General features: G+C 48.8%; 21 protein-coding genes. 18 read left to right on the forward strand and 3 right to left on the reverse strand.

Annotation, left to right across the window (positions count from 1 at the left end; translation table 11 throughout):
• Positions 1-372 precede the first annotated feature (372 nt).
• The 4 genes from ACL9RG_RS15105 (at position 373) to glnB (ending at position 4,493) form a co-directional block, all read left to right on the forward strand.
• Positions 373-1,755 (forward strand): sensor histidine kinase, encoded by a 1,383-nt coding sequence (locus ACL9RG_RS15105; RefSeq protein ID WP_422793577.1) that lies wholly within the window; start codon positions 373-375, stop codon positions 1,753-1,755.
• A gap of 13 nt (positions 1,756-1,768) precedes the next feature.
• Positions 1,769-2,536 (forward strand): two-component system QseEF-associated lipoprotein QseG, encoded by a 768-nt coding sequence (gene qseG / locus ACL9RG_RS15110; protein WP_422793448.1) that lies wholly within the window; start codon positions 1,769-1,771, stop codon positions 2,534-2,536.
• A complete protein-coding gene (glrR, locus tag ACL9RG_RS15115) occupies positions 2,533-3,873 on the forward strand; it encodes a two-component system response regulator GlrR (protein WP_422793449.1) in 1,341 nt (446 codons plus the stop codon). The genes qseG and glrR overlap by 4 nt, the downstream gene beginning before the upstream one ends.
• A 281-nt stretch (positions 3,874-4,154) precedes the next feature.
• Positions 4,155-4,493, forward strand: coding sequence for a nitrogen regulatory protein P-II (gene glnB, locus ACL9RG_RS15120; protein ID WP_422793450.1), 339 nt, complete (start codon positions 4,155-4,157; stop codon positions 4,491-4,493).
• A 570-nt stretch (positions 4,494-5,063) separates the two neighbouring features.
• Here the strand turns inward: glnB and hmpA are convergent.
• Positions 5,064-6,254 carry an NO-inducible flavohemoprotein gene (hmpA, locus tag ACL9RG_RS15125; protein ID WP_422793451.1) on the reverse strand — a complete coding sequence of 397 codons (1,191 nt, stop codon included), beginning with the start codon at positions 6,252-6,254 and terminating at the stop codon, positions 5,064-5,066.
• A 347-nt stretch (positions 6,255-6,601) separates the two neighbouring features.
• Here hmpA and glyA point away from each other — a divergent pair, with 347 nt between their 5' ends.
• Positions 6,602-7,855 (forward strand): serine hydroxymethyltransferase, encoded by a 1,254-nt coding sequence (gene glyA, locus ACL9RG_RS15130; RefSeq protein ID WP_422793452.1) that lies wholly within the window; start codon positions 6,602-6,604, stop codon positions 7,853-7,855.
• A 110-nt stretch (positions 7,856-7,965) separates the two neighbouring features.
• Here the strand turns inward: glyA and csiE are convergent, their stop codons facing one another.
• Positions 7,966-9,249, reverse strand: coding sequence for a stationary phase inducible protein CsiE (gene csiE / locus ACL9RG_RS15135; RefSeq protein ID WP_422793453.1), 1,284 nt, complete (start codon positions 9,247-9,249; stop codon positions 7,966-7,968).
• Between the two features lie 192 nt (positions 9,250-9,441).
• Here csiE and ACL9RG_RS15140 point away from each other — a divergent pair, with 192 nt between their 5' ends.
• Complete coding sequence (locus tag ACL9RG_RS15140) at positions 9,442-10,107, forward strand: DUF1007 family protein (protein WP_422793454.1); 666 nt, start codon at positions 9,442-9,444, stop codon at positions 10,105-10,107.
• Positions 10,098-11,168: a nickel/cobalt transporter gene (locus ACL9RG_RS15145; RefSeq protein WP_422793455.1), complete on the forward strand. Its 1,071-nt coding sequence runs from the start codon at positions 10,098-10,100 to the stop codon at positions 11,166-11,168. The genes ACL9RG_RS15140 and ACL9RG_RS15145 overlap by 10 nt, the downstream gene beginning before the upstream one ends.
• A 181-nt stretch (positions 11,169-11,349) precedes the next feature.
• Here the strand turns inward: ACL9RG_RS15145 and suhB are convergent, their stop codons facing one another.
• Positions 11,350-12,153, reverse strand: a complete 804-nt coding sequence (suhB, locus tag ACL9RG_RS15150; RefSeq protein ID WP_422793456.1) for an inositol-1-monophosphatase — start codon at positions 12,151-12,153, stop codon at positions 11,350-11,352.
• Between the two features lie 134 nt (positions 12,154-12,287).
• Here suhB and trmJ point away from each other — a divergent pair, with 134 nt between their 5' ends.
• The 11 genes from trmJ to hisS all read left to right on the forward strand — a co-directional run bounded on the left by trmJ (position 12,288) and on the right by hisS (position 23,987).
• Entirely contained in the window at positions 12,288-13,025 is a 738-nt protein-coding gene (gene trmJ / locus ACL9RG_RS15155; protein ID WP_422793457.1) for a tRNA (cytosine(32)/uridine(32)-2'-O)-methyltransferase TrmJ, read from the forward strand.
• 224 nt (positions 13,026-13,249) lie between these two features.
• Positions 13,250-13,744 (forward strand): Fe-S cluster assembly transcriptional regulator IscR, encoded by a 495-nt coding sequence (iscR, locus tag ACL9RG_RS15160; protein ID WP_422793458.1) that lies wholly within the window; start codon positions 13,250-13,252, stop codon positions 13,742-13,744.
• 182 nt (positions 13,745-13,926) lie between these two features.
• Positions 13,927-15,093, forward strand: coding sequence for an IscS subfamily cysteine desulfurase (locus tag ACL9RG_RS15165; RefSeq protein ID WP_422793459.1), 1,167 nt, complete (start codon positions 13,927-13,929; stop codon positions 15,091-15,093).
• A 27-nt stretch (positions 15,094-15,120) separates the two neighbouring features.
• Positions 15,121-16,413, forward strand: coding sequence for an aminopeptidase PepB (gene pepB / locus ACL9RG_RS15170; RefSeq protein WP_422793460.1), 1,293 nt, complete (start codon positions 15,121-15,123; stop codon positions 16,411-16,413).
• A 121-nt stretch (positions 16,414-16,534) separates the two neighbouring features.
• Positions 16,535-17,386, forward strand: a complete 852-nt coding sequence (gene sseB / locus ACL9RG_RS15175; RefSeq protein ID WP_422793578.1) for an enhanced serine sensitivity protein SseB — start codon at positions 16,535-16,537, stop codon at positions 17,384-17,386.
• Between the two features lie 258 nt (positions 17,387-17,644).
• Positions 17,645-18,070, forward strand: coding sequence for a nucleoside-diphosphate kinase (gene ndk, locus ACL9RG_RS15180; RefSeq protein WP_422793461.1), 426 nt, complete (start codon positions 17,645-17,647; stop codon positions 18,068-18,070).
• Between the two features lie 211 nt (positions 18,071-18,281).
• Entirely contained in the window at positions 18,282-19,490 is a 1,209-nt protein-coding gene (locus ACL9RG_RS15185) for a bifunctional tRNA (adenosine(37)-C2)-methyltransferase TrmG/ribosomal RNA large subunit methyltransferase RlmN (protein ID WP_422793462.1), read from the forward strand.
• A 62-nt stretch (positions 19,491-19,552) separates the two neighbouring features.
• Positions 19,553-20,317 (forward strand): type IV pilus biogenesis/stability protein PilW, encoded by a 765-nt coding sequence (gene pilW, locus ACL9RG_RS15190; protein ID WP_422793463.1) that lies wholly within the window; start codon positions 19,553-19,555, stop codon positions 20,315-20,317.
• Positions 20,307-21,350 carry a cytoskeleton protein RodZ gene (gene rodZ, locus ACL9RG_RS15195; protein ID WP_422793464.1) on the forward strand — a complete coding sequence of 348 codons (1,044 nt, stop codon included), beginning with the start codon at positions 20,307-20,309 and terminating at the stop codon, positions 21,348-21,350. Before pilW ends, rodZ begins: the two co-directional genes overlap by 11 nt.
• An 89-nt stretch (positions 21,351-21,439) precedes the next feature.
• Positions 21,440-22,561: a flavodoxin-dependent (E)-4-hydroxy-3-methylbut-2-enyl-diphosphate synthase gene (ispG, locus tag ACL9RG_RS15200; protein WP_422793465.1), complete on the forward strand. Its 1,122-nt coding sequence runs from the start codon at positions 21,440-21,442 to the stop codon at positions 22,559-22,561.
• Between the two features lie 151 nt (positions 22,562-22,712).
• The gene (gene hisS / locus ACL9RG_RS15205) at positions 22,713-23,987 is read left to right on the forward strand and encodes a histidine--tRNA ligase (protein WP_422793466.1); all 1,275 of its coding nucleotides are present in this window, start codon (positions 22,713-22,715) and stop codon (positions 23,985-23,987) included.
• The last annotated feature ends 9 nt before the right edge of the window (positions 23,988-23,996 follow it).

Genomic DNA, 23,996 nt, shown 5'->3' on the forward strand with positions numbered 1-23,996 from the left:
TGATTGCTGGCGCTGTGTCGCAATGTGCTCATAATGCCCGAATGACGCCACAGAAAAGGTGCCTATCGTTCACCACACCGATAATCGTGCATTGCACGTTATCAAGCATCGAACGACACGTTGAGTGAGGCACCACCTATTCAGCGATGCAGCTTATCAGATTTGATGGGTTGCACCGTGACCAGTATCCCTCTTTTATCTACTCCATTCTTTTTGCCTAACCGCCCGTTTTATTCAACTCTTTAGTAGTCGTTTTTGATTGTCTCAGCTAGCATCAGCAGACTGCTGATATTGGCAGATAAACAGCAAGCGAGAGAACTTACGTTGAAAAAATGGCGTTTATTCCCCGGTTCATTACGCCAATTGGTGTTGATGGCGTTTCTTTTAGTATTGTTGCCACTGTTGGTGTTGGCTTATCAAGCTTATGAAAGTCTCAACCATTTGAGTGCGCAGGCGGCTGAAATTAATCGAACGACGTTATCTGATGCCCGCCGTAGCGAGATGATGACCGGGATCGCACTGGGAATGGAGCGCAGTTATCGCCAATATTGCGTGCTCGATGATGCCACGTTATCTCAGCTGTACCAAAAACAACGCCAACGTTATTCGCAACTGCTAGATGCGCATGCCTCGATCCTTCCCGATATGCACTATTACCAGAACTTACGCGATCTTCTGACTCAGCTCACTACTTTTAACTGTGTCAACAACGCCCCTAATGCTGATGCAGCCACGCAACTCGAACAGTTTTCTCGTTCTAATGCCGAAATGGTTCATGCGACCCGAGAGGTGATTTTTTCTCGTGGGCAACAACTACAACAGGCGATTGCCGAGCGCGGCCGCTTCTTTGGCTGGCAAGCGTTGGTTCTATTTTTGGTGAGTGGGGCATTAGTGCTGCTGTTTACTGGCATGATTATCGGCCCAGTGAAAGCGGTAGAGCGGATGATTAATCGCCTGGGTGCTGGTCGCACGTTAGGCAATACCAAAAACTTTAAAGGCCCAACAGAAATACGCTCTCTGGCACAACGTATCATTTGGCTGAGTGAGCGGCTGGCCTGGCTGGAATCTCAGCGCCATGAGTTTTTACGCAATATCTCCCACGAATTAAAAACACCGTTGGCCAGTATGCGTGAGGGAACGGAATTACTTCGTGATGAAATTGCCGGCCCGCTGACCGCAGACCAAAAAGAAGTAGTCCTTATTCTTAATAACAGTAGCCGCCATCTACAAATGCTGATTGAGCAACTGCTTGACTATAATCGTAAGCTGGCAGATGTCCCGGCTGATTTGCAAAAAGTCGATTTGCAAACGCTGGTTGCTGGTGTGATTGCGGCCCATATGTTACCTGCACGGAGTAAATCTATCCAAACCGAGGTAGATATTGGCCTTGGCGAATGTTGGGCTGAACCGACATTATTAACGCGAGTATTAGATAATCTCTATTCCAATGCGGTGCACTACGGTGACGAATCCGGTACCATTTGGATACGTACAGTTCAGTCTGCACAACAGATAATCATTGACGTTGCTAATAGTGGTTCCCCGATCCCTGATACTGAAAAAGGTATGATTTTCGAGCCTTTCTACCAGGGAAGTCTGCAACGAAAAGGTGCGGTTAAAGGCAGTGGGTTAGGATTAAGCATCGCACAGGACTGTGTTTTGCGTATGCAGGGTGACATTGCGCTCATTGACGTTGATTACGCTGCCGTTTGTTTTCGCATTCGCCTGCCTTTGACGGCCAGAGTAAATAAATGAGAAAGATAAAACTATGGTGACACGCCTGATGAGTCGTTTGCGGCTCACGCTGATTATTAGTCCCTTGTTACTGGCTGGTTGTGCTAATCATTCAACCACCCATGGGCATGTAAACTCGATAGAAAACATGATACCAAGCGCTGAAGTTGTCGATTTTAGCGTCGCACCTTGTGAGATTTTATGGACGTTGGATGATGAGAAAGTATTGTCCAATTCGCTGTATTGGCTACGGGCAATGGATTGTGCCGATCGCATGCCAGCTGTACAGGCTCGCTTCCAGGCTCAGCAAATATCGCAACATCGCTGGGATAGCGTATTCAAGCAAAGTATTCTTTTGGCCGATGCGGATCCGAGTGATGGGTTACGTAAAATTTTATTGGGCCAGGTTGAGAGTTTCAGCAATCAAACACCGGTTACGATACGCCCATTGGTTCAACTGTGGCGCGAACATCAGATCTTAGAAATTAAGTTAGCCGATGAAAAAGCGCGTAATGCGCGTCAGCAGATTGTGAGCGAAAACCAAATTGCATTACTGGACGCTCAGCAAAAATCGCTAGCGGCGGAGCTGGAAAGCACACAACAGAAGCTTAAAAATCTGACCGACATCGAACGTCAGCTCTCATCACGCAAATCGTTACAAGGCGAGATACCTGATGCAGACGACGCGTCAAATGGGGCGCAGAAGAAAAACGGTATTCCAGCCAACAACGGCAACATCTCTTCCAAAAAAGCCGATCTTGCGGCTAAGTCTGCAGCAAGTCAGGCAGAGGAAAATCAATGAGTTTGCAAAGAATGGCTAATTTATTGCTGGTAGATGATGATCCCAGCTTATTGAAATTACTTGGGATGCGCCTAACCAGCGAAGGTTTTATGGTGACTACCGCGGCGAGCGGGGCAGAAGCATTAAAATTATTACGACGTGAACGTATTGATCTAGTGATTAGCGATCTCCGTATGGATGAAATGGATGGCATGGCACTTTTTGCCGAGATCCAACAGTTTCAGCCAGGGATGCCGGTCATTATTCTTACCGCACACGGTTCGATTCCCGATGCGGTAGCCGCGACTCAACAAGGCGTATTTAGTTTTCTCACCAAGCCAGTTGACCGCGATGCGTTATATAAAGCCATTGATGAGGCGCTGAAGCTTTCGGCACCGACCACCGATGACAGCTGGCGTGAGCGCATTGTCACCCGCAGCCCTATTATGTTGCGTCTGTTAGAGCAGGCGAAAATGGTGGCGCAGTCGGATGTCAGTTTGCTGATCAATGGCAACAGCGGGACCGGTAAAGAAGTGCTGGCACAGGCTATTCATGCGGGTAGCCCGCGCGGTAAAAAAGCTTTCGTCGCCATCAACTGCGGCGCATTGCCTGAGCAATTGCTGGAGTCTGAGCTGTTTGGTCATGCTAAAGGAGCATTTACCGGCGCGGTCAGTAGCAGAGAAGGGTTGTTTCAGGCGGCAAATGGCGGCACCTTATTCTTGGATGAAATCGGCGATATGCCGCTGTCATTGCAAGTTAAATTGCTGCGGGTTTTACAAGAGCGCAAGGTACGCCCTTTAGGCAGTAATCATCAGATTGATGTCGATGTACGGATTATTTCCGCGACACACCGTGACTTGCCAAAAGCGATGCAGAAGGGCGAGTTTCGCGAAGACCTGTTCTATCGGCTCAATGTGGTGAATCTAAAATTACCCACCCTTAATGAACGCGCTGAAGATATCCCGTTACTGGCTAAACATCTGTTGTTTGTTGCCGCGTCGCGTCATAAGCCTTTTGTTCGTAGTTTTTCTAGCGATGCCATGAAACGTTTGATGACGGCTAACTGGCCGGGCAACGTACGCCAATTGGTTAACGTTATCGAGCAATGTGTCGCGCTGACATCGGCCCCGGTGATTAGTGATGCGCTGGTGGAACAGGCTTTGGAGGGGGAAAACACCGCTTTACCTACCTTTGTTGATGCGCGTAACCATTTTGAATTGAATTACCTGCGTAAACTCTTACACATTACCCGAGGCAATGTTACACATGCCGCGCGTATCGCCGGGCGCAATCGTACCGAATTTTATAAGTTACTTTCGCGGCACGAATTAGAGGCAAATGATTTTAAAGAGCCATGAGTCACACAAATCATCAGCAGCAGCATGTTAGTTACTAGGTGAATTATGGTACCTTTAGCGCACTGCGTGCTCTTGCTGCACCTATACCCGTCATACTTCAAGATGCTGGGGTGTTGGCTGCTCTCGTTCACCCCAGTCACTTAGTTATCTAAGCTCCTATGGATTCTCTCGATTGCCGCCTACCTGCATCTTGAAGTTTCTTGGGTATATAATGTAAATATGAATCTTGCTGCTGCTATGGAACGACGGCAGCGAACGAATAATGATAATAAGGGCCTGCAATGAAAAAGATTGATGCGATTATTAAACCTTTCAAACTTGATGACGTTCGTGAAGCGTTGGCAGAAGTAGGCATCACCGGCATGACCGTCACCGAGGTCAAAGGCTTTGGTCGCCAGAAAGGCCACACTGAGTTGTATCGTGGCGCGGAGTACATGGTCGATTTCCTGCCAAAAGTGAAAATTGAAATCGTCGTTGCCGATGATATCGTAGACACCTGTGTTGAAGCGATTATGAACACCGCGCAAACGGGTAAAATCGGCGACGGTAAGATCTTTGTCTTTGATGTGGCGCGTGTTGTGCGTATCCGCACCGGTGAGCAAGACGAAGAAGCCATTTGATTGGGTTAAATCTAGACCGAGATTTGGGCGGTTTTTTAAAGCAATGACCGCACTAAAATAGTAAATTGGTGAAAATTTCGGTTTATTAAACTCGGTGTTCAATGCGGCCTCGTAGCCGAAACCGATAAAAGGGGAGAAATCGCTCCCCTTTTAAATCCGCGATTTTTCTCACCATTCCTTCAGCGCCATTTTGAGCGTGCCTCGCTGGCTTTTTTAAACGTCAAAAGCAAAAACTGTCTGTCTGTGCTGTTGATTTAAAGCCGCTAAGCGCACTCAAAATGCCACCGGTGGAGTGGTGAAAGACAATGGGTTTATCGTTGGCTTGAACCCGGAGGCGGGGAGCCTGGAAGGCTGGCATTTGCGCTATCACGAGAGCCGCTGAAACATGGCCTCCGCTGGATACTATGTTGAAGTAGCAAAAAGCGCGGGAAGCCGGAAGGGGCGGCGCTTACCGCCCCTTCGGTCGGTTTAGGCTACGGATTCATATTGAGAACCGAAGTTGATAAACCGAAACATTCACCGTTCCGGTTTTACAAAACCGCCTAAAGCACGGTCATTGCTTAAGAAAAATCACAAAACCTTATGTGGCCCGAAGCACTCATAATGAATCCGGTCTTCGCTAACGCCCAGCGCTATCAGCTGTTTGGCGGCAAATTGCATAAAGCCAATTGGGCCACACAGGTAAAATGCCATGTTGGGGGCGGAGATCCGCGCTTGGATCGCAGAAATATCCAGCAACCCTTGATATTGATAATCCTCAGCCTGACGATCGTTGCTTAGTGGCTGCTGGTACCAAACTTGTGAGTGTAGCTGCGGCAAGGTTTTATTGATTGCGCGGATTTCTGCTGCGAAGGCGTGTACCTGGCCATTTTCTGTGGCGTGGATCCACTCAATAGGCCCACGATGATGACGTCGTGCCAGCGCATGTAACATACCGAGCATCGGGGTTTGGCCGACACCGCCAGATATCAGAGCAACCGGTGTTTCATCGGTAACATCTAAGAAGAAATCACCGTGTGGTGCTGCCAGATGTACGCTATCGCCGACTTGGGCCACTTGATGTAGATAATTGGAAACCAGACCATGTTCTTCGCGTTTAACTGCGATGCGATAGGTATGGCCGTTAGCGGCTTGTGTTAGGGAATATTGGCGAATTTCCTGATTCTCCATATTCGGGCTGCGGACATAAACGGCCAAATATTGCCCCGGCTGGAAATCAACGACAGGCTGACCATCAACAGGCTCGAGTAAAAAGCTGGTGATTAATGTGCTTTGCTGCGTTTTCTCTTTAATTCTAAATTCTCGGGTTCCGCGCCAGCCACCTTCTTGATCGGCGGTTTCTTGATAAATCCCTTCTTCACGGCCAATAAATACGCCAGCTAATACTTCATAAGCTTTGCCCCAGGCATCCAGCACTTCTTGCCCCGGGTTTAGCATCTCATCAATAGTGGCTAATAAATTGCTGCCAACAATCTGGTACTGATCCGGCTGAATATTAAAACTCGCATGCTTTTGAGCGATGCGTTCAACGACTGGCAGTAACGCCGGGAGATTATCAATGTTGGCAGCATAACCGCAGATGGCATCAAACAATGCCTGACGCTGAGCGCCGTTACGCTGATTGTTCATATTGAAAATATCTTTCAGCTCTGGGTTATGAACAAACATGCGATCATAAAAATGGGCGGTTAAGCTCGGGCCGGTCGCCTGTAATAGTGGAAGCGTGGATTTGACGATGGCAATAGTTTGGCTGTCCAGCATAGTAAAACTCCTAAATATGAAGCAGACGGAAGATTAAAAATTCTTTTAACATGTATTTTAAATGCATCTTATTGCTTGTGCGCTTTTTTGTAAAAACCTTTTTGTGCGCATGGGGATTAAAAAGTTGTCTATGGGGTCACAAAGCTGAAAACTTTGCATGCCGTCATGAAGAGAATACGCCTGATTATGGTCAAGATATTACCACTGCAAAGCCTTGTGCTGCCTGTAGCCAAACGTTTGCCTAAAAACCTTCTCTTAAGTCTATCCCAAGCGGGTAGAAACAGTTTACACTGTGTCCCAGAACCCAAAGGGGCATTTTTTAAAGATTGTTGAGTCAGGAGAAGCGAATGTTAAAGCGTGAAATGAACCTAGCCGATTATGATGCTGCGCTGTGGCAAGCGATGGAGCAAGAAGTTGTGCGTCAGGAAGAGCACATCGAGCTGATTGCATCAGAAAACTACACTAGCCCACGCGTGATGCAAGCACAGGGATCGCAACTGACCAACAAATATGCCGAAGGTTACCCAGGCAAGCGTTACTACGGTGGTTGCGAGTATGTTGATATCGTTGAGCAACTGGCTATTGACCGTGCTAAAGAGCTGTTTGGTGCTGATTTTGCAAACGTTCAACCACACTCTGGTTCACAGGCTAACTTCGCGGTTTACACGGCGTTGCTGCAACCAGGCGATACTATTCTGGGTATGAACCTGGGCCACGGCGGTCACTTGACTCACGGCTCGCCGGTTAACCTGTCTGGTAAGCTCTACAACGTGGTGCCTTACGGCATTAACGAAAGCGGTGATATTGATTACGACGACGTGGCTAAACAAGCGCAAGCACACAAGCCAAAAATGATCATCGGTGGCTTCTCTGCATTCTCCGGTGTGGTTGATTGGGCAAAAATGCGTGAGATCGCTGACAGCGTTGGCGCATACTTGTTCGTCGATATGGCGCACGTTGCGGGTCTGATTGCTGCTGGCGTTTACCCGAACCCAATTCCTCATGCGCACATCGTCACTACCACGACCCACAAAACGCTGGCTGGCCCACGCGGTGGTTTGATTCTGGCTAAAGGCGGCAGCGAAGAGTTTTACAAAAAACTTAACTCAGCGGTATTCCCTGGCGGTCAGGGTGGTCCATTGATGCACGTTATCGCCGGTAAAGCGGTGGCGCTGAAAGAAGCAATGGAACCTGAGTTCAAAGCTTACCAGCAGCAAGTGGCTATCAATGCTAAAGCGATGGTTGAAGTTGTGCTGGCGCGTGGCTACAAAGTCGTGTCTGGTGGTACTCATAACCACCTGTTCTTGCTGGACTTGGTTGATAAAAACCTGACAGGTAAAGATGCTGACGCTGCGTTAGGCCGTGCTAACATCACTGTTAACAAAAACTCCGTACCTAATGATCCGAAGAGCCCATTTGTGACTTCAGGCGTACGTATCGGTACACCAGCGGTCACGCGTCGTGGCTTTAAAGAAGCTGAAGTTCGTGAACTGGCTGGCTGGATCTGTGATGTGTTGGATAACATCAATGATGAAGGCACCATTGAAAGCGTGAAACAGAAAGTGCTGGCCGTTTGTGCGCGTTTCCCAGTTTACGCTTAATTGCATCTGATGCTTAATCACAACGCCTGATTTCAGGCGTTGCTTAAAAGGTGATGACTCTGACGAGCGTCACCTTTTTTTATGGATTTTTTAGGGTGTATATCGCGAAATTAGCGCGCTTCCAGCAGTGAGCGGATGCGTTTGCGCTGATCTTTTGCCAGCGGAAGTTGTGTGTGGATCACTAAAGGATCGGCATCGGTGGTTTTGGTGGCGTAGGGCGTGACAATCATGGCAACGCCGCTGGGTGCACCGTATTGATGAAAGGCTGCCAATGTCTGGTATTTGATATTCAGCGGAATTAATGTAGCTTCGCGGATCTGTTGCTCAACGGCATGTTCTAATTCGCTGTTGTGATCGGTCAGCAGTAAAATCTGTTTTTCCTGTAGTGCATTGCCTTGCATCAACCAAGCGCCGAAGATCACGGCGATCAAACCCACCTCTGCTTCTGAGAGTGTTATCTGATACTGCGCGGCAAAACTTGCTAGCGCTTCACGTGTGGTACGCATCAGCCGTGGATACATGCGTTCGACTTCATTCTGTAGCTGATTTTCAATACCAATAGCAAACTTACAGCGTTCAATCATCGGGCCCAGATGAGCAAAAAGCTGCCTAAATAGTCCTTCGTCGCTGCTAAATGTCATTCCCGAAACATCCTGAAAACTCGCGATAAGATGCTTAACCGCATGCATCAGGCGTTGATCGAGTTCTGAACCTGAGCTGTCATGGCGATGCTGTTGAAGCAGAGTGAGTAGCAGAATAAAAAAATCGCGATCCTCAGAACGAGACGGGTTGCCACAGGCTGGCTGTAATTGATCATATAAGATGTTGGCAGCGCGAAATTCCGGCTTAATGTGCAGCCATTGCTGTTGTTGTGCGGTGAAGGTGACATAGTGACCTTGTGCATTTTGTAGCAGGCACCAAGGAATATACAGCTGTAAAAAAAGCCGGTCACGCGGTGTGAATTCCTGTTCCAACTCGCTCTCGCAGCGCTCAATCAGTGAAGTGAGCCGATCCTTTTCACAACTGCTGGCGAGAGTGCTGTATTGCGTGAGCTGCTGATTAAGCCAAGGTTTGAAATAGTCATCAATAAAAGCAGGACTACTGCGCAACCCACGTCGCAATGCTTGCAGTAGGCACAGACGTTGGTCGAGTGCTTTGCCCTGAACGTGAAAGCGAGCATCTATCTCTAGATGATGTTGCTTGTGTATTTCACGTCGTACTTGAGCAAGATCTCCATCAAGCGTTGTAATATCGACACCATTTATTTGGTCAAGTCCCTCCGATTGCTGCGTAGAGAAGGGCGTACATAGTGTCGTTCTATATAGCCATAGCAATAAATTACAGCGTCGTTGCTGGCTAGATAGCTCACGTACCGGGGGAATGCCCTGACTCATAAGACCTTCTGCTCATCTGCGATTAATAAAAGTCCTAGTAAGAATAGCAAAGTGCGTTTTATCAATTGAGTAAAAACTATGTTTTTACAGGGATTTACAACTCAGATCACAGTTATTTATGTCGGAAAATTAACGAATAAAACCAATAATGTTACATTATTACAGTATGCAACATATTGATGGTAGGGATGAATGGAATATGCTTTTTTAACAGCACTGAAAAGGTGTTGCTGTCAGGTGCTGTTGGCCGTTTGTGGCGGTTTTTTTGCGCCAATGGTTTGGGCACATCCCCATAGTTTTATTGATATGCAAACTACGCTGGTGACCAAAGACCAACAATTGTTAGGTTTTAAAATGATCTGGGTAATGGACCCCATTACCTCAGCGGATTTGCTTTATGACGCAGGTAAAGCCCAGGCAGGCTCAGAAATCTGGAAAAAACTGGCGGCTGAAGTGATGGCCCGCGTACTGACACAGCACTACTTTACGGTTCTCTATCGCGATGGAAAACCGCTGAAATATCGCGATTTACCCAGCGAATATTCCCTCTCCCGCCAAGGAAATCAGGCGGTATTAGAATTCATTTTACCCTTAGCTCATCCGCAGCCTTTGCAGGGTAAGCCTTTGAGTTTATCAACCTTCGATCCCACCTATTTTGTTGATATGACCTATAAAAACCAACAAGCCTTGCAGATGCCAGCGGATGTTGCTGCTCTGTGCAAAATCTCACTTTTTACCCCAGCACCGAACGCTTCTTTACAAGCCTATGCTCTGTCTTTGGATAAAAGTGATGCGCCGCCAGAAGATATGGATCTTGGTCAACAGTTTGCGCAGAAGGTGACATTGCAATGTCAGTAGAAAATCAGCGTAGTAAAAGTCGTGCGGTAAAAATTGGCCGCTCAACGAGGCCAAATCCAGCGCGTGCCAGGCATTGGGGCTGGAGTTTATGGCCACTGGTCATTTTTATACTGCTGTTAGCTATTGCCGCTATAACGTTATGGCAATATTGGCCACAAATTCAATTACTCAGCGTAGTGTGGCAGCGGGAGTTGCATCAACAGCTCGCCGAGCTATTACAGCAAGTGCAGGCGAACCCGATGCGTTCGGGGATGGCATTGATGCTGTTTAGTCTGTTTTACGGGGTGATTCATGCGGTGGGGCCAGGGCACGGTAAAATGATCATTACCACCTATTTAGCAACCCATCCTTCGCGGCTGAAAAATAGTCTGAAGCTAACCTTTGCTTCGGCAATTGTGCAGGGATTTACCGCCATTATATTAGTGACTGTCGTCCTGAGCGTTCTCCAGCTCACCTCGCGACAACTGCATCAGAGTAGTTTTTGGCTCGAGAAGGGCAGTTTCATGGTGGTGATGCTGCTGGGACTATTGTTGTGTTGGCGGGCAATTAAGCACGTCTATCGCACGTTACAACGCATCTCGTGGTCATCGACGCCGGCTATTCGTCGTATACAGCCACTCAATACACCACATGCGACACATCAGCACGATGAGCATTGTGGATGCGGTCATCGGCATTTACCCGACGATCGGCAATTACAAGGCGCGGTAGATTGGCGAGCACAAGTGGCGATTGTTTTCGCCATGGGACTGAGACCGTGTTCAGGCGCCATTATGGTGTTGCTATTTTCTAAGGTGATCGGCGTGTATTTTTGGGGTGTGATGTCGGCATTAGTAATGGCGTTAGGCACCTCACTCACCGTCTCGTTGATTGGTGTCGTGGTTTATTATTGCCGAGCTTTCGCGATGAAGGTGAATAAAACCAAGGCACCGGCGCATTGGGTTCAGGTGAGCTGGTCACTGTTGGCATTATGCGGGGGAATTATTTTGTTGGCCGCCGGGGTGATTTTATATCGTACCAGCGTGTCGGCATTTGGCGGTGGAGCAGGGCCATTTGGCTAAATATACCCGTCATACTTCAAGTTACAGGGTTGTTGGCTGCCTTTGCTCGCCTACCTGCATCTTGAGATTTCTTGGGCATATATAAAAAATCAGGTACAAAAAAAGGACGCATCATCTGATAGCGTCCTTATTCATTATTCAGTGTAGCGAATCGTATTAATCGCCGTGAAGCGCGAAAAAATTAACGCTTCAGCGCTTCGCTCAATTCATCACGCATTGTCGTCAGAATACCTTTAACTACGCGTGGGTTACCGGCAACCACGTTACCAGAGAAGTAATGGTTGTGGCCGCCAACGAAGTCAGTGACCACGCCGCCAGCTTCACGAACCAGCAGCTCGCCACCGGCGAAATCCCAAGGTTTCAGACCGATTTCAAAGAAACCGTCAACGCGACCAGCAGCAACATAAGCCAGATCCAGCGCGGCAGAACCCGTGCGGCGGAAGTCGGCACATTCGATGAACAGTTTGCCCAGCACTTTCATATAGCTGCTAGCATGTTGTTTTACTTTGAATGGGAAGCCGGTCGCCAGGATGGTGCCATCAAGGTCTTTAGCAGAAGTCCCGCGCAGGCGGTAACCGTTAAGCTGTGCGCCTTGTCCACGGGTTGCGGTGAACAGTTCGTTACGCATTGGGTCATAAACTACCGCCACTTCAGTGCGGCCTTTGATGCGCACAGCGATAGAAACAGCGAAGTGAGGTAGACGTTTAACGAAGTTGGTGGTGCCATCCAGTGGGTCGATAATCCATTGCACATCTTGGTCTTCGCCAATAAGTTCGCCGCATTCTTCACTGATAATGGTGTGTTTTGGGTAAGATTTGCGGATCACGTCGATGATCAGATGTTCTGCATCGCGATCAACGTTAGTGACAAAGTCATTGCTGCCTTTTTGAGTCGCTTCAACAGCGTCTGGCGTTTCGTAATTTTTGGCAATTAAGTTACCGGCCTTGCGCGCAGCGCGCACGGCGATGGTTAGCATCGGATGCATGGATATCTTCCAACTAGGATGTTAAAGAACGGGAAACGGCGCGCAGTATATCAGGTGTTCTGGTAAATACCTACCACGATGTTGGATTATGTTGTGATAAGCTGTCGCGATTTTCCGCAACGCTCAGAGTTTGTATGCTACAGAATATCCGCATTGTCCTGGTTGAAACCTCTCACACCGGGAATATGGGCTCAACCGCCCGTGCTATGAAAACCATGGGATTAACTAACCTTTATCTGGTTAATCCGCTCGTCAAACCTGATTCTCAGGCGATTTCTCTTTCTGCTGGTGCCAGCGACGTCATTGGTAATGCGACGATTGTCGATACGCTCGATGAAGCGATTGCTGGCTGTAGCCTGGTAATTGGTACCAGTGCCCGTTCCCGCACCTTGCCTTGGCCGATGCTTGAGCCTCGTGAATGTGGTGAACACAGTGCCCGCACAGCGCTCAGTACGCCTGTGGCATTAGTGTTTGGCCGTGAGCGCGTGGGACTAACTAATGAAGAGCTACAAAAGTGTAATTACCACGTTTGTATTCCTGCTAACCCGGAATATAGCTCGCTGAACCTGGCCATGGCGGTACAGATCATTGCTTATGAAGTTCGCGTTGCCTGGCTGGCGCAATTAGAAGCGGCTAAGCCACAAATTGAATATGCTGAAACACCTTATCCGCTGGTTGATGACTTAGAACGTTTTTATCAACACATGGAACATGTGTTGCTGGATATCGGCTTTATCCGCAAATCTCACCCCGGTCAGGTGATGAGCAAAATTCGCAGAATGTTCACTCGGACGCGTCCAGAATCCCACGAATTAAATATTTTACGCGGTATTTTGACCTCGATTGAAAAGAACGAAAAATCGAAAGAGTAGAAAAAACCGACAAAGTCGTCGCCATTATTGATTTAAATTCAATGTGTTACATCTTAATGGCGACCGACTAAAAACCTGCTTGTGAACAGGGGTAATACTTGAGTGAAATACTTGGTTAAATACTTGACTGATTTACTCAGTTAAATAGTTGACTGAAACACTCGGGAATGGCAGACTCGTTTCCATGATTTACCTCCTTCGAATTTACAACAGGTACTAATGCTATGAGACTGACATCCAAAGGCCGTTATGCTGTTACTGCTATGCTTGATGTAGCGCTGCATTCACAGGAAGGCCCGGTGCCTTTAGCCGATATTTCTGAACGTCAGGGCATCTCGCTTTCGTATCTGGAACAATTGTTCTCTCGTCTGCGCAAAAATGGCTTGGTTGCCAGCGTTCGTGGCCCAGGCGGCGGTTACCTGCTGGGTAAAGACTCTGCTCAAATCGCGGTAGGCGAAGTGATTACTGCTGTTGACGAATCTGTTGATGCAACGCGCTGTCAGGGTAAAGAAGGTTGTCAAGGTGGCGAGCGTTGCCTGACTCACACCCTGTGGCGTGATCTGAGTGAGCGTATTAGCGGTTTCTTGAATAACATTACCTTGGCTGAACTGGTGAACAACCAAGAAGTGCTGGAAGTAGCCGACCGTCAGGATGGTGAACTGCGTCGCGCGCCAAATGGTCGCATTCAGGAAACCATTAATGTGAATCTGCGCGCGTAATTTACTGCCGCAGATTGACCGAAATTAGAGAGGGGGCTGCTTACTTAAGCAGCCCTTTTTGTATCCAGTAAATCTCCTGCCGGGCGGGGGACCATTATTTCTCTTTAAACTGCCTGGCAAGGCGTTTTACACTGTCGCGGATTGTATAACTAAGCTATACAGATGTACGGAGCACAACCCTCATGAAATTGCCGATATACTTGGATTATTCTGCTACAACGCCTGTTGATCCTCGCGTTGCAGAGAAAATGGTGCAATGCCTGACGATGGATGGCACCTTTGGTAATCCAGCCTCGCGTTCTCACCGTTTTGGCTGGTTGGCCGAAGAAGCGGTTGACGTTGCGCGTAACCAGATTGCCGATTTGATTGCTGCCGATCCACGCGAAATCGTGTTTACCTCGGGCGCAACCGAATCGGACAATCTGGCGATTAAAGGCGCGGCGACGAAGAATCAACACAAAGGCCGTCATATCGTCACGAGTCTGACCGAGCATAAAGCGGTGCTTGATACCTGCGCTCAGTTAGAGAAAGAAGGTTTCGAGGTCACCTATCTCCAGCCGCAATCCAATGGGTTGGTTACTCTAGAGCAACTGACCGCGGCATTGCGTGATGACACGATTTTGGTGTCCATCATGCACGTCAATAATGAGATTGGTATTATCCAAGATATAGCCGCTATCGGTGAACTCTGCCGCCAGCGCGATATTATTTTCCACGTCGATGCCACCCAAAGCGTTGGCAAAGTCCCGGTTGATGTCAGCCAGATAAACGTTGATTTGATGTCTTTCTCTGCGCATAAGGTATACGGCCCGAAAGGCATTGGTGCGTTGTATGTCCGACGTAATCCGCGTGTGCATATTGACGCGCAGATTCATGGCGGTGGTCACGAACGCGGTATGCGCTCTGGTACCTTGCCGGTACATCAAATTGTCGGCATGGGTGAAGCTTATCGCATTGCGAAACAAGAGATGCAGGCGGAATCTGATAAACTGCGCCAGCTGCGTTCCCGCCTGTGGAATGGTATTAAGCAAATAGATGATGTGCAGCTTAATGGCTCTATCGAATTGGGCGCACCAAATATTCTCAACGTCAGCTTTGCGCATGTTGATAGCGAATCGCTGATTATGACATTAAAAGATTTGGCGGTTTCCAGCGGCTCGGCTTGTACGTCTGCGAGTCTGGAACCTTCATATGTATTAAAGGCATTGGGAGTGGATCACGAGCTGGCTCTCAGTTCGATTCGTTTCTCCCTAGGGCGTTACACCACCGAAGAAGAGATCGACTACAGTATTGCGCTGATCGCTAAATCAATCAGTCGCCTGCGCGAGATTTCCTCCGCGAATCATTGAAATAAAGAATAATCAGGAGTGTTGTGCATGACTACCGATGTGATGTCTGTCCTATTATCCACCGAGCCAGCTGATGCGCGCTGGGGTGAGAAAGCACTGTTAAGTACGACGACCGAAGGGATGACTATCCATCTCCCTACCAGTGACAAACTGGCCGCAATTTCCCGCGCTGCGCGTCGTATCGACGGGCAAGGGATCAAAAAAGTGAAGCTGGCCGGCGAGCACTGGGATTTAGAAAACAGCTGGGCATTTTGGCAAGGTTTCCGTGGGCCGAAAGGCGCACGAAGCGTCGAGTGGGCTGAACTGTCTGAAGCGGATAGCAAAAAGCTACAACAACGTTTGACCATTATCGATTGGGTACGCGATACCATTAACCTGCCAGCAGAAGATCTCAGCCCTGAGAAACTGGCGCGTCGTGCCGTTGATTTGCTGTGTGAACATGGTGATGCGATCAGCTACCGTATTACTAAGGGTGAAGATCTGCGTGAGCAGAAATACATGGGCCTGCACACTGTTGGCCGTGGTTCTGACCGTCCGCCGGTTCTATTAGCGCTGGATTACAACCCGACTGGCGATGCAGAAGCGCCGGTATACGCCTGTCTGGTAGGTAAAGGGATCACCTTTGATACCGGTGGCTACAGCCTGAAACCAAGTGCCTCTATGGACTCAATGAAAGCAGATATGGGCGGTGCGGCGACCTTGACCGGTGCATTGGCTCTGGCTATCGCTGGTGGTTTGAACAAGCGTGTCAAACTTTACCTGTGCTGCGCGGATAACATGGTGAGCGGCAACGCACTGAAACTCGGTGATATCATTCACTATCGCAATGGCAAAACCGTTGAAGTGATGAACACCGATGCAGAAGGGCGTTTGGTGCTGGCTGATGGCCTGATCGATGCTTCTGAGCAGAACCCTGAACTGCTGATTGATGCGGCAACCTTAACCGGTGCGGCGAAAACTGCGCTGGGTAACGATTACCACGCGCTGTTTAGCTTTGATGACGCGCTGGCTGCTGATTTGCTGGCAAGTGCTGCCGCTGAGAACGAACCGTTCTGGCGTCTGCCGTTGGCTGAGTTCCACCGCAGTCATTTGCCATCGAACTTTGCGGAGTTGAACAACATTGCCGCTCCTGCCAATACTGCCGGTGCAAGTACCGCAGCAGCCTTCTTGTCTCACTTCGTGAAAGAGTACAAAAAGGGCTGGTTGCACATCGACTGTTCTGCAACTTACCGTAAAAGTGCCGCTGACCAATGGTCTGCTGGCGCGACCGGTCTTGGTGTTCGTGCAGTTGCTAATCTGCTGTTGGCGAAAGCTAAATAATTTATACCCAATAAACCTTAAGATGCAGCCAACATCCCTGCATCTTAAAGGATGATGGGGATTAGCGGGGCACTGAAAAGTGCCCCGTCTATTTATCTGCTTATCTGCGATAGAGAGGAACATAAGCGTGCCGCATGATATTACCGCGACAACCCCTGCTAACGATGAAAACGAACTTGAACGTCTGCTGCGTCTTTCTGTGACTGAAGCCGCCTATCGTCCGGCGTTTTATCAGACTTTACTTGAAGCAACCGTGTTTGTTTTAGGTGATGCAGGTCAGCAGGATGATGTGGTTTCAGAAGAGATCACCGCAGGTAGCGAGCTGAACTTGCTGCATTGGGAAAAGCAGGATGGTAGCTCGATCATTCCTTTTTTCTCTTCTCTTGAAGTACTCGAACGTGCGGCAGCCGGAGAAAGTCCGGATCAACAAGGCTTTGTGGCTTTACCCGCGCGGGTTTTATTTGAAATGACTCAAGGCGAAGAGTTATTTCTGAACCCGAAATCAGAGTACGGCAAAGAACTGTATCCGAGCGAAATTACCATGCTGCTCAATACCGGTGGCCTGAATGCGCCAGCAGAACTGGTATTAGATGCTGAGAGCCAACTGTTAATTGGTCAGCCAGAAGAATATCCATCGGCGATGGTTGATGCATTGACCACTTTATTTAGCCAGAAAAAGCCCGTTCGCCGTGCTTTCTTAGCGCTTATCCATGATAAAGCCGTCGATGAGCAGCCTAATTTATTAGTCGGTGTAGAAGCTGATGGCAGCGAGGCAGAAATAGATGCTTTGATCCGTGAGGCGGGCAATGTTGCTAGCGAAACCTCGCCAGATGACTTGCCGGTTGATTTCTGTATTGTGAACGAAAAAGAGCGTGGTATTAGCCATTATCTTATTAGCCACACTCAACCTTTTTACCAGCGTAAATGGGGAAGCTGGCTGCGTAATATTATTCCTTCCGCGTCTATTTCTTGATAAAGACTCGCCCTAATAATAGGGCGCTCTTTTATTTCTCAGCGCTATTTTAATCATGCCGACATCATGGTCTGAAATAATACGCGCCAATCTGGCGATAGGTTTTTGTCATCAGCGACAGGTTTTTTTAATTAAATGTGGTTATTCCTGTAGGCAAGCGTTATTTCGCCACCTATAATCGGCGCCATTTACGGCTAGCTTAAGGCGACATTTTATGTGGTTACTTAGGCAGCAAACCCTACCGATACTGAGGTTTTTATGACTATCGAACGTACTTTTTCTATCATCAAGCCAAACGCAGTTGCTAACAACGACATCGGTGCTATCTATGCACGTTTCGAACGCGCTGGCTTCAAAATCATCGCATCTAAAATGCTGAAGCTGACCAAAGAACAAGCTGAAGGCTTCTATGCAGAACACAAAGGCCGTCCTTTCTTTGACGGTCTGGTTGAGTTCATGACTTCTGGCCCAATCGTGGTTCAGGTTCTGGAAGCTGAAAACGCAGTACAGCGTAACCGCGACATCATGGGTGCAACTAACCCAGACAACGCGTTGGCTGGTACTCTGCGTGCTGACTACGCGGATAGCTTCACTGCTAACGCCGTTCACGGTTCTGATGCAGTAGAATCTGCTCAGCGTGAAATCGCTTATTTCTTCAATGAAAGCGAAATCTGCCCGCGTTAATATTTTAGCGGTGGGATGTTTCGAGGCTTCGCGCATTGCAACAATAAAATTGTCGTAATTGCCTCTAAGCCGTAGCAACCCAGCTCTAGAATTTGTACAATGTTGCGCCCCGAATGAGTCAGACTCTTCGGGGCGCAACATATTGCGGCCAGCATCAATGCTCCGCACTTCATTCGCGCCATAAAGTGTAACAACGAGGCCAATCTTAATTATGTTTGAATCAAACACGCCCGAGCAAAATTTGTCTGAGAATATCTCCCAATCTGTCGCCGAGCCGGTGAATGCAGTGGTTACTGCGGCACCCGCACGCGAAAAAATTAACCTTCTTGACCTGAACCGCAAACAAATGCGTGAGTTTTTCATCAGCATGGGGGAAAAACCTTTCCGTGCCGATCAGGTCATGAAGTGGATGTACCATTATTGCAGCGATGATTTCGAGCAGATGACCGATATCAATAAAACGCTGCGAGAAAAGCTGGCGCGGATGGCTGAAATTCGTGCCCCGGAAGTGGCAGAAGAGCAGCGCTCAGCTGATGGCACCATTAAGTGGGCTATCAAAGTCGGTGACCAGCAGGTCGAGACGGTTTATATCCCAGATGGCGATCGCGCGACCCTGTGTGTCTCTTCCCAGGTCGGCTGTGCATTGGAATGTAAATTCTGTTCTACGGCGCAGCAGGGCTTTAACCGTAACCTGCGTGTATCAGAGATTATTGGCCAGGTTTGGCGTGCAGCGAAAATTATCGGTGCCGCGAAAGTGACCGGCCAACGTCCTATCACCAACGTGGTGATGATGGGCATGGGCGAGCCGTTACTGAACCTGAACAACGTCGTGCCTGCGATGGAAATCATGCTCGATGATTTCGGTTTTGGTTTGTCCAAACGTCGTGTGACCTTGTCTACTTCTGGTGTGGTTCCAGCATTGGATAAACTAGGCGATATGATTGACGTCGCGCTGGCGATTTCTCTTCATGCGCCAAACGACACTATTCGTGATGACATCGTACCCATCAACCGTAAATACAATATTGCAACCTTCCTGGCTGCAGTAGAGCGCTACATCGGTAAATCTAATGCTAATCAGGGCCGAGTGACAATTGAGTATGTGATGCTCGACCATATCAATGATGGCACTGAACATGCGCATGAACTGGCAGAGCTGTTGAAAAACACGCCGTGCAAGATAAACCTGATCCCTTGGAACCCGTTCCCTGGTGCGCCTTATGGCCGCAGCTCCAATAGCCGCATCGATCGTTTCTCCAAGGTATTGATGGAATACGGTTTTACGACTATTGTTCGTAAAACCCGTGGCGATGATATCGATGCCGCCTGTGGTCAGTTGGCCGGCGATGTTATTGACCGCACCAAACGCACGCTGAAAAAGAAAATGGCGGGTGAAGCTATCGAGATAAAAGCCGTCTGATGTCTGGTTGATATCACGCCATTTGTGCCGTGATATCAAAATAAAGGGAATTGGAATTGAGCATGGCGAAACACAAGCGGTGGAAGAGTAGTGCAGTACTGGGTATCACATTGTGTCTTTTGTTTGGATGTTCCGGCTCTAAACCGACTCCTGATACCCAACAGCAGCAGGCGGGACAAACCCGTCTGCAGTTAGGGATTGCTTATTTGTCGCAAGGTAATATGCCTGCTGCGAAAGATAATTTACAAAAAGCGTTAGACGCTGCGCCGAATGATTATCGTACGCAATTAGGGATGGCACTTTACGAACAAAAGAACAGCAATAACACCGCCGCGGAAAGCCACTATCAACAGGCATTGAAGCTTGCGCCTCAAAATGGAACCGTCCTAAATAATTACGGTGCGTTTTTGTGTAGTTTAGGGCAGTATGTACCGGCACAACAGCGGTTTAGCGCAGCTGCCAGTGTACCTGATTACGGTCAGGTTGCTGATAGTCTGGAAAATGCAGGTTACTGTTTCCTGAAGGCTAATCAAAATGATGAGGCGCGCAAGCTTCTGAGTCGGGCATTGAAAAATGATCCAGACAAAGGTGCGGGGCTGCTCATCGAGGCTGACAGACGCTATAAGTCTGGCAACCGCACTGAGGCGCAACTTTTACTCGATGTTTACCAGCATGTACTGCCAGCAAGTGCTGAAAGTCTTATGCTACAGATTCGATTCGCCGCGTTAGCAGGCAATACCGACCGCGTTCAGCGTTACGGTAAGCAGCTGGCGCGAAGTTTTCCACAATCCCAACAGTACCAGCAGTTCTTAGCTAATGAATACTGAAGCCAATCAAGAAAATAGTACTAAAATGACCGCAGGCCAACGCCTGCGTCAAGCGCGTGAACAGTTGGGACTCAGCCAGCAGGCTGTGGCAGAACGTCTTTGCCTGAAACTTTCCACTATCCGTCAAATTGAAGAAGAAAGTACGCCTGCCGATCTGGCACCGACTTTCTTGCGTGGTTATCTGCGCTCGTATGCCAAGTTAGTGCATATTTCTGAAGACGAATTGTCGGCGATTATTGGCAAGCAAGCGCCAATAAAAGTACCGAAAGTTGCCTCCATGCAAGGTTTTTCACTGGCTAAATCGCGTAAAAAGCGCGATGGCTGGCTGATGGGCTTTACGTGGGTGATTGTACTTGTCGTGTTAGGTCTGACAGGCGCGTGGTGGTGGCAGAATCATCAGGCTCAGCAGGCTGAAATCGCTAATATGGCGGATCAGTCAACTGCTCAACTGAATCAGGACGCCTCGCAAGGCCAGCCAATATCCTTGAATAACGGTGCTGTTGCGCCAGCGGCAGGTACTGCTACGACCAATACTTCCGGTCAGGCAGGAACCTCAGTGGCGTTGAACCCTGAAACCCAAGGTACGGCGGCACCGGCATCTTCACCAGCGCAATCATCTGAAAACACGGCAGCAGCTAATTCTGCTCCTGTTGACACTTCATCTGCCAGCCCGGCACAAAACCAGGCTCCGGCGGCGGTTTCTACCAGCCAGCCGGCGGCAAATGACGCAGCAGCATCTTCAGGCTTGCCAACTGGCGACGCACAAACTACGGCGGCAAACGTCGATGCAGATGCTGTCGCGATCACCTTTAAGGCTGATTGTTGGCTGCAGATTGATGATGCAAATGGCAAGACATTATTCAGCGGTTTGAAGAAAGGTGGAGAATCTCTGAATGTGAAAGGTAAGGCCCCTTATAAATTGAAGATTGGTGCACCAGCTGCAGTTGAGATTCAATATCAAGGGAAGCCGGTTGACTTGAGTCGTTTTGTAAAATCAAGCCGTGTTGCCCGTCTTACGTTGGCTGCCGAATAATCTGGCTGTCTTAATAGAACCTGTTGGTTTCATAGCTTCCCGTTATGAGACCAACGGGTTTGTGATATTGGCAACAAGGGGGAGTCATAATGCATAGCCCATCACCTATCATTCGTCGCAAATCAACCCGTATTAATGTTGGCAAGGTTCCTATCGGCGACGGTGCACCTATTGCTGTGCAATCGATGACCAACACACGAACCACCGATGTTGCGGCAACCGTTGCACAAATTAAAGCCATGGAACGCGTTGGCGTTGATATCGTGCGCGTTTCTGTTCCAACCATGGATGCGGCGGAAGCCTTTAAGCTGATTAAACAGCAGGTTAACGTGCCATTGGTCGCCGATATTCACTTTGACTACCGCATTGCGTTGCAGGTAGCAGAGTACGGCGTTGATTGCTTGCGTATTAACCCAGGCAATATCGGTAATGAATCCCGTATCCGCTCTGTCGTGGATTGTGCCCGGGATAAAAATATTCCTATTCGTATCGGGGTAAATGGCGGCTCTCTGGAAAAAGATATCCAAGAGAAGTACGGCGAACCTACGCCAGAAGCGCTGCTTGAATCTGCGATGCGTCACGTTGATATTCTCGATCGTCTTAACTTCGATCAATTTAAAGTCAGCGTTAAAGCTTCCGACGTTTTCCTCGCGGTACAATCTTATCGCCTGCTAGCTGCTCGAATCGATCAACCGTTACACCTTGGGATCACCGAAGCCGGTGGCATGCGTAGCGGCTCGGTTAAATCGGCGATCGGTTTAGGTATGTTGTTGTCTGAAGGTATTGGCGACACGCTGCGTATTTCGTTGGCGGCTGACCCGGTGGAAGAAGTCAAAGTTGGCTTTGATATTCTCAAATCACTGCGTATCCGTTCCCGTGGTATCAACTTCATCGCCTGTCCGACCTGTTCTCGTCAGGAGTTTGACGTTATCGGTACGGTGAATGCGCTGGAGCAACGCTTGGAAGATTTGATCACGCCAATGGATGTGTCGATCATCGGCTGTGTGGTCAACGGACCTGGCGAAGCATTGGTTTCGACCATTGGCGTCACTGGCGGCCATAACAAGAGTGGTTTTTACGAAGATGGCGTACGCCAGCGCGATCGTTTCGATAACGAGAAAATGATCGACCAACTCGAAGCCAGGATCCGCGCTAAAGCGTCGGTTATGGATGAAAGTAAGCGTATCGTTATTAATCATCTCGAAAAATAATCGCCAGAGCAGGCTGAATCACAGTCTGCCTGTAACGGCGGGGCGCACAGGTTGATGCACCTCGCCGTTACTACATAAGTATCCGCATTGAACCTCAGGATACAAAGCCCCTATAATCGGGTTCATTTTATAAAAACGATAGAGAATTGACGTGGCAAATAATATCCAAGCCATTCGCGGCATGAACGACTATCTTCCTCAAGACACTGCTCTGTGGCAGCGTATTGAAGGAACACTTAAGCAAGTGCTTGGCAGCTACGGCTATAACGAAATCCGTCTGCCGATTGTAGAACAGACCCCGTTATTTAAACGCGCGATTGGTGAAGTCACCGACGTCGTTGAAAAAGAGATGTATACCTTTGAAGACCGCAACGGTGAAAGCCTGACGCTGCGCCCTGAAGGTACTGCTGGCTGCGTGCGCGCCGGTATCGAGCATGGTCTGCTGTACAATCAAGAACAGCGTTTGTGGTATATCGGTCCGATGTTCCGCTATGAGCGCCCGCAAAAAGGTCGCTATCGTCAGTTCCACCAACTGGGTCTGGAAGTTTTTGGCCTGCAAGGCCCGGATATCGATGCTGAGCTTATCCTGCTGACCGCCCGCTGGTGGCGTGCGCTGGGTATTTCTGAGCACGTCTCTCTGGAACTGAACTCTATCGGTTCTTTAGAAGCGCGTGCGAATTACCGCGATGCGCTGGTGACTTTCCTTGAGCAACACCAAGACCAGCTGGACGAAGACTGCAAACGTCGCATGTATACTAATCCACTGCGCGTATTGGACTCCAAAAACGCACAGGTTCAGGCATTGCTCAACGATGCGCCAGCGTTAGGCGATTATCTGGATGAAGATTCTCGTCAACACTTTGATGGCCTGTGTGAACTTTTACGCCTGGCAGGTATCCCATATACCGTTAATCAGCGCTTAGTACGCGGTTTGGATTACTACAACCGCACCGTTTTCGAGTGGGTAACCACTAGCCTTGGTGCACAAGGTACCGTGTGTGCCGGTGGACGTTACGACGGTTTGGTTGAGCAGCTCGGCGGACGCGCAACGCCAGCGGTTGGTTTTGCCATGGGACTTGAGCGTTTAGTTCTGTTGGTTCAGGCTGTGAACCCAGATTTCAAAGCACCGGCGACCGTAGATGCTTACGTAATATCTTCCGGTGCTGGCACACAAAGTGCTGCAATGAATCTTGCTGAAACTCTGCGTGATGCACTGCCAGAGCTGAAAGTGATGACTAACTATGGCGGCGGCAACTTTAAGAAACAGTTCGCTCGCGCCGACAAATGGGGCGCACGTATCGCGCTGGTATTGGGCGAAGACGAAGTTGCAGCTCAGCAGGTTGTGGTAAAAAATCTGCAAAGTGGTGAGCAAGAAACGCTGGCGCAAAGCGAGTTAGCTGGGCGTCTGGCCTCGATGTTAGGTTAAGGAGAAGGA

It is taken from the genome of Rouxiella sp. Mn2063 (assembly GCF_049319665.1).
Taxonomy (GTDB): domain Bacteria; phylum Pseudomonadota; class Gammaproteobacteria; order Enterobacterales; family Enterobacteriaceae; genus JBMOUD01.

Excerpts from the sequence above, each read along its gene's own strand:
- ACL9RG_RS15105 (WP_422793577.1), top strand. The coding sequence starts at position 373 with ATGGCGTTTCTTTTAGTATTGTTGCCACTGTTGGTGTTGGCTTATCAA.
- qseG (WP_422793448.1), top strand. The coding sequence starts at position 1,769 with ATGGTGACACGCCTGATGAGTCGTTTGCGGCTCACGCTGATTATTAGT.
- glrR (WP_422793449.1), top strand. The coding sequence starts at position 2,533 with ATGAGTTTGCAAAGAATGGCTAATTTATTGCTGGTAGATGATGATCCC.
- glnB (WP_422793450.1), top strand. The coding sequence starts at position 4,155 with ATGAAAAAGATTGATGCGATTATTAAACCTTTCAAACTTGATGACGTT.
- hmpA (WP_422793451.1), bottom strand. The coding sequence starts at position 6,254 with ATGCTGGACAGCCAAACTATTGCCATCGTCAAATCCACGCTTCCACTA.
- glyA (WP_422793452.1), top strand. The coding sequence starts at position 6,602 with ATGTTAAAGCGTGAAATGAACCTAGCCGATTATGATGCTGCGCTGTGG.
- csiE (WP_422793453.1), bottom strand. The coding sequence starts at position 9,249 with ATGAGTCAGGGCATTCCCCCGGTACGTGAGCTATCTAGCCAGCAACGA.
- ACL9RG_RS15140 (WP_422793454.1), top strand. The coding sequence starts at position 9,442 with ATGGAATATGCTTTTTTAACAGCACTGAAAAGGTGTTGCTGTCAGGTG.
- ACL9RG_RS15145 (WP_422793455.1), top strand. The coding sequence starts at position 10,098 with ATGTCAGTAGAAAATCAGCGTAGTAAAAGTCGTGCGGTAAAAATTGGC.
- suhB (WP_422793456.1), bottom strand. The coding sequence starts at position 12,153 with ATGCATCCGATGCTAACCATCGCCGTGCGCGCTGCGCGCAAGGCCGGT.
- trmJ (WP_422793457.1), top strand. The coding sequence starts at position 12,288 with ATGCTACAGAATATCCGCATTGTCCTGGTTGAAACCTCTCACACCGGG.
- iscR (WP_422793458.1), top strand. The coding sequence starts at position 13,250 with ATGAGACTGACATCCAAAGGCCGTTATGCTGTTACTGCTATGCTTGAT.
- ACL9RG_RS15165 (WP_422793459.1), top strand. The coding sequence starts at position 13,927 with ATGAAATTGCCGATATACTTGGATTATTCTGCTACAACGCCTGTTGAT.
- pepB (WP_422793460.1), top strand. The coding sequence starts at position 15,121 with ATGACTACCGATGTGATGTCTGTCCTATTATCCACCGAGCCAGCTGAT.
- ndk (WP_422793461.1), top strand. The coding sequence starts at position 17,645 with ATGACTATCGAACGTACTTTTTCTATCATCAAGCCAAACGCAGTTGCT.
- ACL9RG_RS15185 (WP_422793462.1), top strand. The coding sequence starts at position 18,282 with ATGTTTGAATCAAACACGCCCGAGCAAAATTTGTCTGAGAATATCTCC.
- pilW (WP_422793463.1), top strand. The coding sequence starts at position 19,553 with ATGGCGAAACACAAGCGGTGGAAGAGTAGTGCAGTACTGGGTATCACA.
- rodZ (WP_422793464.1), top strand. The coding sequence starts at position 20,307 with ATGAATACTGAAGCCAATCAAGAAAATAGTACTAAAATGACCGCAGGC.
- ispG (WP_422793465.1), top strand. The coding sequence starts at position 21,440 with ATGCATAGCCCATCACCTATCATTCGTCGCAAATCAACCCGTATTAAT.